Origin of the sequence: Geitlerinema sp. PCC 9228 (assembly GCF_001870905.1) — a bacterium.
In the GTDB taxonomy this organism is placed as follows: domain Bacteria; phylum Cyanobacteriota; class Cyanobacteriia; order Cyanobacteriales; family PCC-9228; genus PCC-9228.
In genome coordinates, this window is the sequence record NZ_LNDC01000016.1 from 1 (window position 1) to 14,370 (window position 14,370).

At 50.0% G+C, this 14,370-nt stretch carries 13 protein-coding genes; 9 read left to right on the forward strand and 4 right to left on the reverse strand.

Annotated features, from left to right (window positions below; translation table 11 throughout):
• Positions 1-143: 143 nt before the first annotated feature.
• On the reverse strand, positions 144-590 hold the full coding sequence (locus AS151_RS00860; RefSeq protein WP_343327413.1) for a L,D-transpeptidase: 447 nt from the start codon (positions 588-590) through the stop codon (positions 144-146).
• A gap of 391 nt (positions 591-981) precedes the next feature.
• Positions 982-1,614 carry a bifunctional 4-hydroxy-2-oxoglutarate aldolase/2-dehydro-3-deoxy-phosphogluconate aldolase gene (locus AS151_RS00865; RefSeq protein WP_071515186.1) on the reverse strand — a complete coding sequence of 211 codons (633 nt, stop codon included), beginning with the start codon at positions 1,612-1,614 and terminating at the stop codon, positions 982-984.
• A gap of 224 nt (positions 1,615-1,838) precedes the next feature.
• Here AS151_RS00865 and mutY point away from each other — a divergent pair, with 224 nt between their 5' ends.
• Positions 1,839-2,948 carry an A/G-specific adenine glycosylase gene (gene mutY, locus AS151_RS00870; protein WP_071515187.1) on the forward strand — a complete coding sequence of 370 codons (1,110 nt, stop codon included), beginning with the start codon at positions 1,839-1,841 and terminating at the stop codon, positions 2,946-2,948.
• A gap of 18 nt (positions 2,949-2,966) precedes the next feature.
• Positions 2,967-4,145 carry a 7,8-didemethyl-8-hydroxy-5-deazariboflavin synthase subunit CofH gene (gene cofH / locus AS151_RS00875; protein ID WP_244532795.1) on the forward strand — a complete coding sequence of 393 codons (1,179 nt, stop codon included), beginning with the start codon at positions 2,967-2,969 and terminating at the stop codon, positions 4,143-4,145.
• Here the strand turns inward: cofH and AS151_RS00880 are convergent.
• Positions 4,118-4,864, reverse strand: a complete 747-nt coding sequence (locus tag AS151_RS00880; RefSeq protein WP_071515188.1) for a creatininase family protein — start codon at positions 4,862-4,864, stop codon at positions 4,118-4,120. The two genes, cofH and AS151_RS00880, sit on opposite strands and share 28 nt — an antisense overlap.
• Before the next feature lie 694 nt (positions 4,865-5,558).
• Between AS151_RS00880 and AS151_RS00890 the strand changes: the two genes are divergently transcribed.
• The 7 genes from AS151_RS00890 (at position 5,559) to phoU (ending at position 13,274) form a co-directional block, all read left to right on the forward strand.
• Positions 5,559-6,635 (forward strand): PstS family phosphate ABC transporter substrate-binding protein, encoded by a 1,077-nt coding sequence (locus AS151_RS00890; RefSeq protein WP_071515190.1) that lies wholly within the window; start codon positions 5,559-5,561, stop codon positions 6,633-6,635.
• A 154-nt stretch (positions 6,636-6,789) separates the two neighbouring features.
• Positions 6,790-7,740, forward strand: coding sequence for a phosphate ABC transporter permease subunit PstC (gene pstC, locus AS151_RS00895; protein WP_071515191.1), 951 nt, complete (start codon positions 6,790-6,792; stop codon positions 7,738-7,740).
• Entirely contained in the window at positions 7,737-8,684 is a 948-nt protein-coding gene (pstA, locus tag AS151_RS00900; RefSeq protein ID WP_071515192.1) for a phosphate ABC transporter permease PstA, read from the forward strand. Before pstC ends, pstA begins: the two co-directional genes overlap by 4 nt.
• Before the next feature lie 171 nt (positions 8,685-8,855).
• Positions 8,856-9,674 carry a phosphate ABC transporter ATP-binding protein PstB gene (pstB, locus tag AS151_RS00905; protein WP_071515193.1) on the forward strand — a complete coding sequence of 273 codons (819 nt, stop codon included), beginning with the start codon at positions 8,856-8,858 and terminating at the stop codon, positions 9,672-9,674.
• Between the two features lie 257 nt (positions 9,675-9,931).
• Positions 9,932-10,684, forward strand: coding sequence for a response regulator transcription factor (locus AS151_RS00910; RefSeq protein ID WP_071515213.1), 753 nt, complete (start codon positions 9,932-9,934; stop codon positions 10,682-10,684).
• 116 nt (positions 10,685-10,800) lie between these two features.
• A complete protein-coding gene (locus AS151_RS00915) occupies positions 10,801-12,150 on the forward strand; it encodes a PAS domain-containing sensor histidine kinase (RefSeq protein WP_071515194.1) in 1,350 nt (449 codons plus the stop codon).
• 425 nt (positions 12,151-12,575) lie between these two features.
• Positions 12,576-13,274, forward strand: coding sequence for a phosphate signaling complex protein PhoU (phoU, locus tag AS151_RS00920; RefSeq protein ID WP_071515195.1), 699 nt, complete (start codon positions 12,576-12,578; stop codon positions 13,272-13,274).
• 81 nt (positions 13,275-13,355) lie between these two features.
• On the opposite strand, the gene AS151_RS00925 is transcribed toward phoU, so the two are convergent.
• Entirely contained in the window at positions 13,356-14,138 is a 783-nt protein-coding gene (locus tag AS151_RS00925; RefSeq protein WP_071515196.1) for a response regulator transcription factor, read from the reverse strand.
• Positions 14,139-14,370 lie beyond the last annotated feature (232 nt).

The window sequence follows — 14,370 nt, forward strand, 5'->3', positions numbered from 1 at the left end:
GGGGATGGACTAGCATAGCTAATCCATCTAGGCACACCCAATGAAGCGAGAATCTCACGAATTCTATTCGTGAGAGTGTCAATTTCCCCCTCCTGCTAGGCTTTCAAGGCCAAAATCTATTGAAATAGGTATCGAACCAGAAATCACCAATCCCTCTCATCGTGAACAATCACTGGCGTGCCCACAGAAGCCCATTCAAAAAACCACTGCGCGCGATCGACCGCCACATTCGTGCATCCGTGGCTAACGGGCGTGCCAAAACGATTGTGCCAAAAAGCCCCATGAATGGCATAACCGCCGTAATAGTACATCGTATAGGGAACTTGGGAAATATCGTAATTCGCCCCTTGCATTCTGGCGTAGCGATGTTTGGATTGAATGGCAAAAATCCCCGGTGGCGTAGGCGTAGACGGCTTGCCCGTAGAAACCACCACCGCATAAACTGGTTGGTCACCTTCCCAAGCAATTAACCGCTGCCTGGTGAGATCGATTTCCAACCATTTCTTATCCGTCTCCTTGAGATATTCCATCTTTTGCGCGATCGCGCCTTCCGCCCCAACCATCGCTTCCCCCGTTGACATCGCTGGCATCGCCGCCAACAAGCCACCCAAAATTAGCGAAACGCCCCAGCGTTGCCAATTATATGGTTGTCCGAACATTCGTTCAAGCAACTTGCCTCACCCCTTTAGCCAAAATCTCTAGTACAATGTTTCAATATTGTTGGAAAAATTTATAAAAATTGGAAACTTCAGAAAATCTCTTGGTTGGCGATCGCTTGTATTGACGAAGAAAAATTGCAAGTGCATCAAATACAGCAGTGACACCAGCATCTTACCCTCTAAAATTCCGGCGAAACAGGTAGCTGTAGGCAATCAAGGTAAAATTGACCATCTCGGTTCGCTACCAAGATTCCACAAGCAACCAAGAAAAAACAAAACTCTATAGTTCAATTATAAATAAAATTGCGCTCCATCGCCGTTATTAGGTTATAGAACTCACCAAAGCTTCCGATCGCTGGGCAATCGATTCCCAATGTTCCGCCTCTAAAACCTGCTTGGGAAACAAACTACCGGATAAACCCACAGCAATCGCCCCAGCATTGAGAAAATCGCCAGCATTCTCCACAGTAACCCCACCTGTGGGAATCAGAGGAACCTCCGGCAAAACCTCCTGCAAGCGAGCAATATAGTCAGCACCTCCTAACGAAGCCGCCGGAAATACCTTCACAGAACTCGCTCCCCCCTGCCATGCCTTCACAATTTCGCTGGGCGTTAATGCTCCGGGAATCATAGGAATTTGATGTTTTGTCGCTTCTCGCAACATCCTTTCTTCAAAGTGAGGAGCAAACAAGAACTGTGCTCCCGAAGCAATGGCACCGCGCACATCCTCGCAAGCAAACAGCGTTCCTGCCCCAATAACACAATTGGGATATGTCGAACGTAAATTTTGAATTAATTCCGGCGCGCGATCGCTATTCCAAGCAATTTCCACCATACGCATCCCGCCACGAATCACCGCTTCTGCCATATGGTATCCCTTTTGGTAGCTAGAAGCACGGATAACCGCGATCGCGCGATTTTCTGCCACTGCCGACAGCCACAGTTGCTCGTTCATAGTTCCAAATTGCCTTGCCTATCTTTCATCCTCTATCGTAAAGGCGTGATACATTTTTCCATAGCTAAGGGAACACCACCCTCCCACTTGCGGTGAGTTTGTTGAAGGATGCTCGGTACGCTCGGTACGCTCCCATGCTCCCACGCTCCCATGCTCCCACGCTCCCACGCTCCCACGCTCCCACGCTCCCAAGCTCCCACACTCGGTACGCTCGGTACGCTCCCATGCCCACTAAACCTACCACCATCGCCCAACCCCTGCTAGACTGGTACGCTACCCACCAGCGAGACTTACCGTGGCGAAACCATCCCCATCCCTACGCCATCTGGGTTTCGGAAATCATGCTCCAGCAAACCCGCGTGGAAACCGTTATTCCCTATTTTCACCGGTGGATGGAAAAATTTCCTACTATTGAAGCATTAGCCCAAGCCGATTTGCAGGAAGTATTGGCAACTTGGGAAGGATTGGGATATTACTCGCGCGCGCGCAACCTCCACGCTGCCGCCCAAAAAGTGGTGCAAGAATACGGGGGAAAACTGCCTGCCGATGCCAAACAATTGCAAAAACTCCCTGGTATCGGGCAATATACCGCTGCTGCGATCGCTTCTATGGGATTTGGTCGCGATGAGGTGGCCATTGATGGCAATTTGCGGCGGGTTTTGGCTAGAGTATTTAATATTGACCAACCCATTGGCAATCCCCAAAGCGATCGCCAATTTTGGGAACGAGCCAACGAACATTTGGTGCCTGGGCAAGCGGCTGCCTACAACCAAGCCTGGATGGATTTGGGGGCAACGATTTGCACCCCTCAAAATCCCCGCTGTTTGATTTGCCCTTTGCGGGAAGTTTGCCAAGCCTATGCCTTGGGTTTGCAAGAACAACGCCCAGTGAAACCGCCGAAGAGCAAAAAGCCCCACTACACCATGGTAGCGGCGGTAATTTCTTACCAAAATATGGTTTTGATTCGGCAGCGGCAAAAACAGGGATTGTTGGGTGGATTGTGGGAATTTCCCAATTTTACCACCGAACAGCCTAAAAAAGCACCGGAAATCTTGCCCCAAGAGCTACAAATGCACTTTAATTGTCAAGTACAGGTGCAAAATGCGATCGCGGTACTGCAACATGCCTATACCCACTTTCGCGTCACGCTGCACGTGTATCGCTGTCATTGGATTGACGGCAAACTTTCCAGCCAAGGGAACAGTTCTCCCCGTTGGGTATCTTTACAGCAACTGCCAGATTACCCCATGGGCAAACTAGATCGTCAAATTGCCCAACGCCTGCTAGCTTCTCAAAGCAACAACGCTAGCATAAAAGAAGGCAAATTTGGCTAAAACTAAGGAGCTATACCCATGACAGCATTTACCGAAGCGAAAATGACGGGCAGTGTTTCTGAAATTCTGGAACGTGCCCTGGCTGGGGAAGATATTTCCCCGGCAGAGGGCGAAATTCTTTTGCAACAACGCGATCGCGATACCATAGAAGCTATCCGCCAAACCAGCGATATGCTGAGAAAGCGTCAAGCTGGCGATACGGTTACCTATGTAGTCAACCGCAACGTCAATTTTACCAATATTTGCGAGCAGCACTGTAGCTTTTGTGCCTTTCGCCGCGATGAAGGCAAAGAAGGCGCTTACTGGCTGGATGCAGATACCATTCGTTCTAAAATTGACGAAGCAATACAGCGCGGCGCTACGGAGGTTTGCATCCAAGGGGGATTGAATCCCCAAGCCAAATTGCACGGCACTTCATTATCATATTATATAAATCTTGTCAAGCAAATTCGGCAAACTTTTCCCCAACTCCACATCCACGCTTTTTCCCCGCAAGAAATTCAATTTATTGCCCGCGAAGATGGCATTAGCTACCAGGAAACCATTGCTGCTTTGCACGATGCTGGCGTGGGTTCCATGCCCGGTACGGCAGCGGAAGTTTTGGTGGATGAGGTGCGTCGGGTGATTTGCCCGGAAAAAATCGATACCCAAACTTGGTTGGATGTTGTAGAAGCGGCGCTAGCGGTGGGTGTGTTTACCACCAGTACTATGCTATGCGGTCATATAGAAATGCCCCAACAGCAGATACAGCATTTGCAACGCTTGCGAGAGTTACAAGAAAAAGCTGTTTCTCGCCAGTATCCTGCCCACATTACTGAGTTTATTCTCCTGCCTTTTGTGGGGGAACAGGCACCACCAGCATTGCGCCGTCGGGTAGGGCGCGACCAGCCGGTTTTGGCAGATATTTTGCTGCTGACAGCGGTATCGCGGATTTTCCTGGGTAACTGGATTGCCAACCACCAGCCTAGTTGGGTGAAACTCGGTCTGGCAGGGGCTACAGAAGCATTGCGCTGGGGTTGTAATGACATTGGCGGTACGTTGATGGAAGAACATATTACCACCATGGCGGGGGCACAGGGCGGTACTTGTATGTCCGTAGAACAGTTACAAGCTGCCTGTACCTCTGCCAAAAGACCCTATCGAGAGAGAAATACTTTGTACGAACCGGTTTATTCGGCTTGTAAGAACTCGCGGTAGGCTTGGCTGAGTTCTTTTACTGCTGCTTTGTAAAAGCGTTCCCCGTGTTCGGGCGTAGCCATACTGGGATCGGACCCCATGCGCCCGTCGGGGTGGCGGCGGCGGAAATCATCCGGACCGTAGATTTTATCTTGGGGTGGGAGTTGGGCGTCTAGTTCCACGTTTTTGATGGCTTCGGGATAGAGAAATTGGGTGACGGCGACTTCGCTGGCGGTGGCATGGGAACCTTCGCGATCGCCGTATAATTCTTTGGCTAAGTTACGTACGGAACTACAAAGAAACCAGTTAGCCAAACGGCATTGAACGCGATCGCTATTGGGGATTTGTAACTCGCTCAAATGGGTATACGTTTGGGCAAAAGCAGCTTTTACGGTCGCCATATTGCCCCCGTGACCGTTTATAAAGAAAAATTTAGTAAAACCAGCTTTGGTTAAAAATGTTATATAGTCTTGGACGAGAGCTAGCAAGGTACTCGGTCGCAAGCTTACCGTGCCGGGGAAACTGGTGTGGTGTAAGGCCATACCCACGTTAATCGTAGGACCGACCAACGCTTCAGTTTCGTCGCCGACTCCTTTAGAAATGGCTTCCGCACAAATAGCATCGGTGCCGATTAACCCATTGGGTCCGTGCTGTTCGGTGGAACCAATGGGAATGACAATGCCCGAGGAAATCTTTAGATATTCTTCAACTTCTGGCCAGGTAGATAGCTGCAACTGCATATTTGGCTGCCTTTTGTTAGTTGGTCAATCGATTTGGTTCTATTGTAGGGAAGCGCGAGAGGTATAGAAAGTTTCAATCTCTACAAAAACCTCTATACCAGAACTTAACCGGAGCCATCAGCGCTAGACATATGCTGCTTGGCTGTCGATTTCGAGGCCACCTTAACCTAAACTTTACGTTTGGACACTATCTTTGATTTAGAATGCCAATCGGTAATCCACCCAAGGATGCTGAGTTCTACGCCTGGGGGAAATTCCGTTAGCCACCTGGCGGTCAATGGCAGCAAGGAGGGAACTAGGTTAAAAGGTGAAAACTTAACGCGATTCTCCTAGCTAAAACGCACAATTCTCGCGTTACCATCAGCCAGGTAAAATACATTTCTCGGAACAACTAATGGAAGTTGTCGCTATCTGGTTGGTTGTACGAGATGATAGGAGGATGCTTGGGGGGATCTCCAGGCGGTCCTATGCGAGCTTCGCCGACCAAACAGCGGTCCGCTGCGATGCCACGATTTCCCGATGGAGAACGCCAAGATCCATCGGTGTACGGATACCCAATTGGTTGCTGGTAGCTAAGCCGCCCAACAGTTCGCGACCAACCGGCTGGTGGAACGAGCAAGATAGCAGTGCCGTAGCGACAGTGAAATTTAACAGTTCCGTTTTCAAGAACTATCCAATGCTGAGGAAAATTCCTATGAAGTTCCGCACGTTAGCCCCATCCAAACCCATCCTAGCTTCTCTAGCGATCGCGGCCTTAACCTTAAGCGCTTGTGGCGGCCAAGGTGGCAACCAAGCTGCCGATAACGCCACAGGCGAAGGGGAAGGTGCCACCGAAACCGCCGCTGGCGGTGGCGACTCTCAGCTATCTGGCGATGTGATGGTAGATGGTTCTAGTACCGTCTTCCCCATTTCCGAAGCCATGGCTGAAGAGTTTATGAAAGAGAACAACGACGTTCGCGTCACGGTGGGGGTATCCGGTTCCGGCGGTGGTTTTAAGAAATTCTGCGCCGGCGAAACAGATATTTCCAACGCTTCTCGCCCGATCAAACCAAGTGAAATTGAAGCTTGCCAAGAAAACGGCATCGAATTTGTAGAGTTGCCCATTGCTTTCGACGGAATTTCCGTTACTGTCAATCCGCAAAACGACTGGGCTAGCTGCCTCACCGTAGACGAACTCAAGACCATTTGGGAACCGCAGGCCGAAGGCCAAATTACCAACTGGTCGCAAGTACGTGGCGAGTTCCCCGACCAAGAATTGAGCCTCTACGGACCGGGAACCGACTCCGGTACCTTTGACTACTTCACCGAAGCCATCGTAGGCGAAGACGGTGCCAGCCGCGGCGACTATACCGCCAGTGAAGACGACAACGTGTTGGTACAGGGCGTAGCCAACGAAGCCGGTGCCATGGGGTACTTCGGTTACGCCTACTTTGAAGAAAACGAAGACAAACTGAAGGCTCTGGAAGTCGATGGCGGCGATGGCTGTGTCGGTCCAAGTCGGCAAACCATTGCCGATGGTACCTATCAACCTCTAGCACGGCCTATCTTCTTCTACGTGAAGAAAGACTCCCTAGAAAACAAACCGCAAGTAAGGGCTTTTGCTCAGTACCAACTGAATACAGCCAACAACACCTATATTTCTGAGGTTGGCTATATTCCCCTGCCCGAGACTTTATATCAAAAAGCGCAAAGTCGCTTGGAGGCAGGGACGACAGGCACCATGTTTGAAGGTGGTACCACTGTAGGCGTCAATCTTAGCGAAGAACTTTAAGAGAATTTTGTCGCGATCGCATCTTATTGCCCAAGCGATCGCCTCTGCATTCATCTGGTTGAAAAATTCCTAAAGCGGGGCCGTGGTTTTTCCATGGCTGCCCCGCTTGGGGAATTCCTCCCATGTCCCTTATTGCTCTACAAAATGGTTGAGGATGACTAGCAATACACCGGAATCCAGAGCCAGCATTTGGAACCCGAACCGTCAAACCAACAAACTTATTGAAAGAGTGGTCAAGTGGATATTTGGCGCTTTTGCTTTCATATCCATTCTGACCACCCTCGGGATTATCCTTTCTCTGATTTTTGAGACAATTGCCTTTTTTATCGAACTCCAGCAGCTAGACGGCAAGCAAATTTGGGATTTCTTCTTCGACGGCAGATGGACCCCTTTGTTCCGCAGTCAAGGGTTCGGGATTTTCGTTCTCATTAGTGCCACCATCATGACCTCTGGCATTGCCATTCTGGTCGCCCTGCCGATTGGACTGCTAGCAGCGATCTACCTGAGTGAGTATGCAAATGCCAAAGTCCGCAAAGTAGTGAAACCCGTACTGGAAGTTTTGGCAGGGATTCCCTCGGTGGTGTTCGGATATTTTGCCCTGTTATTTGTTACTCCCCTGCTGCGATCCTTTATGCCGTTTGTAGAACCGTTTAACGCTCTAAGTGCGGGGTTGGTTTTGGGGATTTTCATTATGCCCTTGATTGCTTCCTTAAGCGAGGATGCCATCTACTCCGTACCCCAAAGCGTACGGGATGGTTCCTATGCCCTGGGAGCAACCAAACGGGAAACCGTCCTCTCCGTAGTGCTGCCTGCTGCCCTTTCTGGGATTGTGGCTTCTGTCATTTTAGGTGTCTCCCGGGCCATTGGGGAAACCATGGTGGTGACCTTGGCAGCCGGTCAAAATCCCCGCCTTGGGTTTAACCCCTTCGTTTCCGTACAAACCATGACTTCCTACATCGTGCAGGTCAGTTTGGGAGATACACCCGCAGGAACCATCGAATACAAAACCCTCTTTGCCGTGGGGATGACCCTGTTTGCGATCACCCTGAGTTTGAACATCTTTAGCTTCTGGTTTGTGCGTCGTTTCCGGGAGGAATACGAATGACCATTTACGAACAAGGTGCCTCTGACAAATCTCAAGCAGCAGAAAGTGCCTACAAAATCGACCTTTCCCATCGCTATCTCATCGATAACGTTTTTGCCTTTTTTACCTGGCTAGCTGTCGCGATCGCAATTTTTGTCCTGTTGGTCTTGCTTTGGGACGTGTTTAGCGACGGTTTTGGGCGTCTCAACTGGCAGTTTCTAAACAGCTTTCCCTCGCGCAAACCCGAACAAGCCGGCATTTTATCCGCTCTGGTAGGCACCATTTGGGTCATGGTCACCGTAGCCATTATTACCTTCCCCATCGGTGTAGGAGCAGGGATTTATTTGGAAGAATTCGCCGGCAACACTTGGTTCGCCAAACTCGTTGAGGTGAACATCAACAACCTGGCAGGCGTACCTTCTATTATTTACGGATTGCTGGGGCTGCAAGTATTTGTGCGTTTGTTGGGGACCGTTCCCGAACAAGCTTTTGGCGTTAACTTAACCGGCGGCCGCAGCATACTTTCTGGTGCCCTTACCCTTTCCCTACTTGTATTGCCTATTGTGATTGTGGCCACCCGGGAATCCTTGCGTGCCGTTCCTGATAGCTTGCGCCAAGCTGGATACGCCCTAGGAGGTACCCGCTGGCAGGTGGTCCGGGAACACGTCTTTCCCTTGGCTTTGCCCGGCATCATGACCGGTACGATTTTGGCACTTTCCCGCGCCATCGGCGAAACCGCACCATTGATCACCATTGGTGCGTTGACTTTTGTTTCGTTCCTGCCAGAAGGACTGCGGGATTCCTTTACTGTATTGCCCATTCAAATTTTCAACTGGGTCAGCCGTCCCCAGAAAGAATTTCACACCAACAGTGCTGCCGGCATTATCGTTTTGCTGGTGGTGTTGCTGCTGATGAACGCCACTGCGGTTTTAATCCGCAACAAGTTCCAGAAGAAAGTGACGTAAACCGACATCCAAAACAGCATCTACAACTGTTCCCTGCGGATGGCTAGTCAAACGCGACCAAAACTTGCAGCTACTATCTTTAGCTATCTTGGGTATCGGTCGCAGCCATGCCGCAGGTGAGGACAAATCCCTACATCCTACTGTCAACAAGGAGAGGAGTACTGCCGTCCTATGCAAGACAAACACAATCCAACAGTAACAGACGCTACCACCACCGAGCCGGTTCTGCAGGCTGAAAATGTTGCCGTGTACTACAACAATGTTTTGGCCCTGCGGGATGTGAACATGGACATCCCTCCCAACCAAGTCACTGCTTTAATCGGTCCTTCCGGATGCGGGAAAAGTACCCTCCTGCGCTGCTTCAATCGCATGAACGATCTGATTGAGGGAGCGCGGGTGGAAGGAAAAATTACCTTTGAAGGACGGGATATCCACGACCGCAAGCTCGATCCAGTGGACCTACGCCGCCGTGTCGGCATGGTGTTCCAAAAACCCAACCCTTTCCCCAAATCCATTTACGAAAATATTGCCTTTGGTGCCCGCATTAACGGCTATCAGGGAGATATTTCCGAATTGGTAGAAACCTCCCTCAAGCAAGCAGCCATTTGGGAAGAAGTTAAAGATAAGCTCAAAGACAACGGTTTGTCCCTCTCTGGCGGTCAGCAACAGCGCCTTTGCATCGCCCGCGCGATCGCCATTCAGCCGGATGTTATCCTCATGGACGAACCCTGCTCTGCCCTCGACCCCATTTCCACCCTCCGTATTGAAGAACTAATCAGCGATTTGAAGGAACGGTACACCATCGTCATCGTTACCCACAACATGCAACAAGCATCCCGGGTATCGGACTGGACAGCTTTCTTCAACGCCGAACTTAGGGATACCGGTAACAAAGCTGGGTATTTGGTCGAGTTCGACCGCACCGAAACCATCTTCCACAATCCCCAAGAAAAAGCAACTCAAGACTACGTAACCGGACGCTTTGGCTAGAGGGAAAACCATTTCAACCGCTCTGATAGACTCTTGCCCTCTAGTCTATTTCTTGCCCTTCCAGACGCAAGCTGAGATAGCCCATTTTCGGGAAGTTCTCCTGCCTGAAAGCAACAAGCTGGACCGAGGAGCTGATGTCACTATCCACCGATTGTTTCCCATTTAACACCCTCTAGAGCTTCTATAACTTGGGTTTGCTCGTTAGCAAACCATCCGTTGTTTTCCCTTAAGTGGATGTCCGCCTAAATACTGGAACCATGTTAACTGTAGAATCAACCAACAGCGTGTCCAAGCCAGAGCTGGGACAAACCAATAGCATTTTGATCGTGGAAGATGAGGATCTCATTCGAGATGTCGTCACCTTAGCTCTGCAAGGGGAAGGGTACGAAGTGTCCGTGGCTGCCGATGGCAACGAGGCGCTTGCGAAAATTCAAGATACGGAAGCGCCTCAAGGAGAATTTCCCTTCGATTTAATTGTGCTGGACATCATGATTCCACAGGTAAATGGGTTGGATTTGTGTCGATTGTTACGGCATCAGGGAAATCCCGTGCCCATTCTGATTCTCAGTGCCAAAAGTAGCGAAAACGATCGCGTTTTGGGATTGGAAGTGGGTGCTGATGATTATATCACCAAACCTTTTAGCATGCGGGAGTTGGTGGCTCGCTGCCGTGCTTTGTTGCGCCGCCAGCATCTGTACCAGGGGAACCAACCACAGTTGCTTCAGTTTGGCGATATTGTACTATCTCCCCACGAATGTCGGGTATCGGTGCGTGGCAAGGAAATTAGCCTCTCTCCTAAAGAGTTCCGGCTGTTGGAGCTGTTCCTAAGTTCGCCGCGCCGGGTGTGGTCGCGCGATCAGCTCCTCGATCGGATTTGGGGAGCTGATTTTGTCGGCGATAGCAAAACTGTAGATGTGCATATCCGCTGGTTGCGCGAGAAAATTGAAGCCGATCCTTCCCAACCTCAATACATTGTTACTGTTCGCGGTTTTGGCTATCGTTTGGGGTAGAAAATCGTTCCCTACCCAATTGACTGGCAGTCGCAAAAAGACAACTGCGAACGTGCGCCGATTCCTAACGTACAATGAAACTACGTTGGAGGATCGCCTGTTCGTGAGGACAAGCCATGGGTGTAGGGTTTTTCATTCTCGGGTTGGCTTTGGGGTTGGGAATTGGTGTCGTGCTCTATTTTCGGCACAACCGCCAAGTACAACGTTTGTTACAGGAGTTGCAACGGGAAACCACAGACAATTCGCTACCGGATTTGGCTCGCTTGCGGCGCGGTATTTATTTAACCAACCAACAAAAGCAACAATTGCAACAAGAGTTGCATAACTGGCAGCAGATTTTACAACAAGCGCCTATTGGCTACCTACAAGTAGACGAAGAAAACCAATTGCTCTGGTGTAACGATCGCGCGCGGGAACTGTTGGAAATTCACCGCTGGCAGGAGGGGCAAGTTTGCTTGCTGCTGAAGGTGGTCCGTTCCTACGAACTCGATCGCACCATCGAACAAACCCGCCGCCAACAGGAATCGCAAACGTTGGAGTGGTCGTTTTATCCTTCACGGGTTCGCGAAACAACTGATATGGAAACTCGTGCTCAAGCTTCGCCACCGCCGCGATCGCGAGCTTTACGCGCTACGACGATCCTGCTACCCAACGCTCAGGTGGGTGTGTTTGTGGAAGACCGTCAGGAAGTGATTTCCCTATCCCAAGACCGGGAACAGTGGTTTTCAGAGCTGGCACACGAACTCAAAACCCCACTAACCTCGATTCGTTTGGTCTCGGAAACCCTGCAAAGCAATTTGGATGCCCCCCTGCGGGAATGGGTGGACCGCATGTTGGTGGAAATTAATCGCTTGATTCAGTTGGTGCAGGATTGGTTGGAACTGTCTCAAATTGCTAGAAATGGCGATCGCAGTTTTAAACAGGAACCTGTAGATTTACCCAGTTTGTTGCGTTCGGTTTGGCAAACCCTCGAACCCATTGCGGCTTCTAAGGAATTGGAATTTTCCTATCAAGGAGCGCAAAAATTGCTGGTAGATGCGGATGAAGCGCGCTTGCATCGGGCGTTTTTGAATATTTTTGATAATAGTATTGGCTATACGCCCAACGGCGGTACGATTCAAGTGAAGGTAACGCCTTTGCCGGAAAAAAATCCCAGTTGGGTGCAGGTGGATGTGATTGATTCTGGATGTGGTTTTTCGGAAGCGGAACTTCCCCGTATTTTTGACCGTCTCTACCGCGGCGAAACTTCCCGCCATCGCCCTTCGGCCAGCCAACCAGATGCAGAATCTTCGTCGAGCGGTAGTGGTTTGGGATTGACCATCGTACAGGAGATTATCCAGGCGCATGGTGGCTCGATTACCGCTAGCAACCATCCGGAAACTGGAGGCGCTTGGTTGCAAATTCAACTGCTGGCAAGCGAGGAAATTGATCGGGAAACCAGCGATCGCTCTGCTCAAGATGAATAGGCAAGGAGCAAGAGAATTTATCTGCAAAAATAATTGTGCGATCGCTAGTTGCTAGGAATCCTAACAGCCGAGGCAGTCAGAATTTTCAGTGCTAGAATAAAGAGAAAAACAATCGATCCCCATAATTTGTTGGCATTTTATAGATGTTTTCCAACCGTGCGATGGACCATTGAGTTACCCAATTGCCATAAATTTTTCGTGTTCTGGTGGGTTCCTTAACATTTTTTTTATTTTGATTGTTTATAGTGAAAAATACTTTCTCGATCCAGCGGACCATTGTGCGACATACCCACCACATCCCTAGCTTTCATGAAGTGATGGCAAACGCCCTGCCACCAACGCGGAATCGACCGTACGTCCCTAGCTAGATCGTTCCCATCATTTTGGTTGGGTCTGAAATTACTATACTTATTCTACATAAACTTATGTCTCTCGACCGAGAACAACCACCAGCCGTCAATTTTGGGGGGTTTCAAGCAGCTTCCGAACGCCGCACTTTTGAACGCCAGCTAACCCGCCTGGAACGAGATGTTCTGCTTATGGGCGCTCTCGTTGAGAATGCCTGTCGTTTGAGCCATCAGGCTTTGTTCGAGCGGGATTTGGATGCTGCCCGCGAAATTGTTACCGTTGACGAACAGATCGACCGCTACTACCGACAAATCGAAGCGGATTGCCTGTTGGTCATGACCCTCCAACATCCCACCGCCCAAGATTCGCGATTATTGGGTGCCTTCATGCAACTAGTACGCGATTTGGAACGCATCGGCGACTACGCCGAAGACCTCGCCGAAATCGCCGTAAAGTTATTTCCCTACCCCGTACACGAGTGTATGGGGGAAATTGAAGCCATGTCCAACTGCGCCCAAGGTATGCTTTCTGAGTGTTTGGTAGCTTTAACAGAACTGGATGCGGAAGCTGGCAGCAAACTCAAAGAGCAAGATTCTACCGTTGACCAGGCCTACGAAAAGCTCTATCGCCGCCTCGCCTACCAACGGGATGTGAAAGGCAGCATCGAACCCCTGCTGTTGCTCACCTTAACCATCCGCCATTTAGAAAGAATGGCCGATCACGCCACCAACGTTGGGCAGCGCGTTTCTTATATTGTTACCGGTCGCCGGGGATGATGCGTGGGGAGAACCTGCTTGCAAGGCGAACTTTACCAGCAGCATCGAAAAAAAAGTTCCCCCCAAGCAGCCACCCCAGACTTATTCTTGAACGGCATCCGCCTGTTTGGCTTTTTCTTCGCTCGCGTGGGAATTGCCAGAATTGCCATTGCTAGCTTCCGTTTCCGGAGGCAACTCCAAGCAGTAACCAGCACCGTAAACCGTTTTAATATAGCGCGGGTGACGTGGGTCCGGTTCTAATTTGGTGCGTAAGTGGCGCACGTGGACGCGGATGGTCTCAATATCATCATCCGGTTCGTATCCCCAAACTTCCCGGAGGATTTCGCTGGGAGAAACCGTTTGACCGTGACGCTGTAGCAAACAGTGAAGCAGCTCAAATTCTAAATGAGTGAGTTTTACCGTTTGATTGAACCAAATGGCCTCAAACCGTTCTGGTACTAGGGTAAGCGCTCCATAGTTAAGAATCTCCGAATGCTTGGCCGCTTGGGGAATGCGATCGGTACGCCGTAGCAACGCTCTTACTCGAGCCAGCATTTCCTCAATCTCAAAAGGTTTAGTGAGGTAGTCGTCGGCACCAGAGTTAAATCCTTCTACTTTATCTTGGGTTTGACCCAAAGCAGTGAGCATCAAAACCGGAATTTCCGCCGTACGCTCGTCGCGACGAAGGCGTTGGCAAACCGTAAATCCATCCACTTGGGGCAGCATGAGGTCCAGGACAATTAGGTCAGGAACGATCTGGAGAGCCAAAGCTTGTCCTTTAATCCCATCTTTGGCTTGACTGACCTCGTAACCTGCCATTTCTAAATTGACAGATACCAGTTCTAAAACCGCAGGATCGTCATCGATGACAAGAATTCGGGGCATCTTTAAAGATTTTTTACTACAGGCTGCAGTAGAGAGCTCTTAACGAACTCCAACAAATACAAGCACTATCTTGTAAAGATTATACGCAATATTTTATATTTCTTTCCAAATTGTTTTCAAAAATCCACATATGGGGGTCGGGGGTCGGGGCATGGGAGACCAAAATCAATTTACTTCCTGAATCTCCCAATCCCCCACGCTCCGACGCTCGGTACCCTCGATACGCAAAAAA

Coding starts and splice junctions, on each gene's coding strand:
- AS151_RS00860 (WP_343327413.1), bottom strand. CDS start 590: ATGCCAGCGATGTCAACGGGGGAAGCGATGGTTGGGGCGGAAGGCGCG.
- AS151_RS00865 (WP_071515186.1), bottom strand. CDS start 1,614: ATGAACGAGCAACTGTGGCTGTCGGCAGTGGCAGAAAATCGCGCGATC.
- mutY (WP_071515187.1), top strand. CDS start 1,839: ATGCCCACTAAACCTACCACCATCGCCCAACCCCTGCTAGACTGGTAC.
- cofH (WP_244532795.1), top strand. CDS start 2,967: ATGACAGCATTTACCGAAGCGAAAATGACGGGCAGTGTTTCTGAAATT.
- AS151_RS00880 (WP_071515188.1), bottom strand. CDS start 4,864: ATGCAGTTGCAGCTATCTACCTGGCCAGAAGTTGAAGAATATCTAAAG.
- AS151_RS00890 (WP_071515190.1), top strand. CDS start 5,559: ATGAAGTTCCGCACGTTAGCCCCATCCAAACCCATCCTAGCTTCTCTA.
- pstC (WP_071515191.1), top strand. CDS start 6,790: ATGACTAGCAATACACCGGAATCCAGAGCCAGCATTTGGAACCCGAAC.
- pstA (WP_071515192.1), top strand. CDS start 7,737: ATGACCATTTACGAACAAGGTGCCTCTGACAAATCTCAAGCAGCAGAA.
- pstB (WP_071515193.1), top strand. CDS start 8,856: ATGCAAGACAAACACAATCCAACAGTAACAGACGCTACCACCACCGAG.
- AS151_RS00910 (WP_071515213.1), top strand. CDS start 9,932: ATGTTAACTGTAGAATCAACCAACAGCGTGTCCAAGCCAGAGCTGGGA.
- AS151_RS00915 (WP_071515194.1), top strand. CDS start 10,801: ATGGGTGTAGGGTTTTTCATTCTCGGGTTGGCTTTGGGGTTGGGAATT.
- phoU (WP_071515195.1), top strand. CDS start 12,576: ATGTCTCTCGACCGAGAACAACCACCAGCCGTCAATTTTGGGGGGTTT.
- AS151_RS00925 (WP_071515196.1), bottom strand. CDS start 14,138: ATGCCCCGAATTCTTGTCATCGATGACGATCCTGCGGTTTTAGAACTG.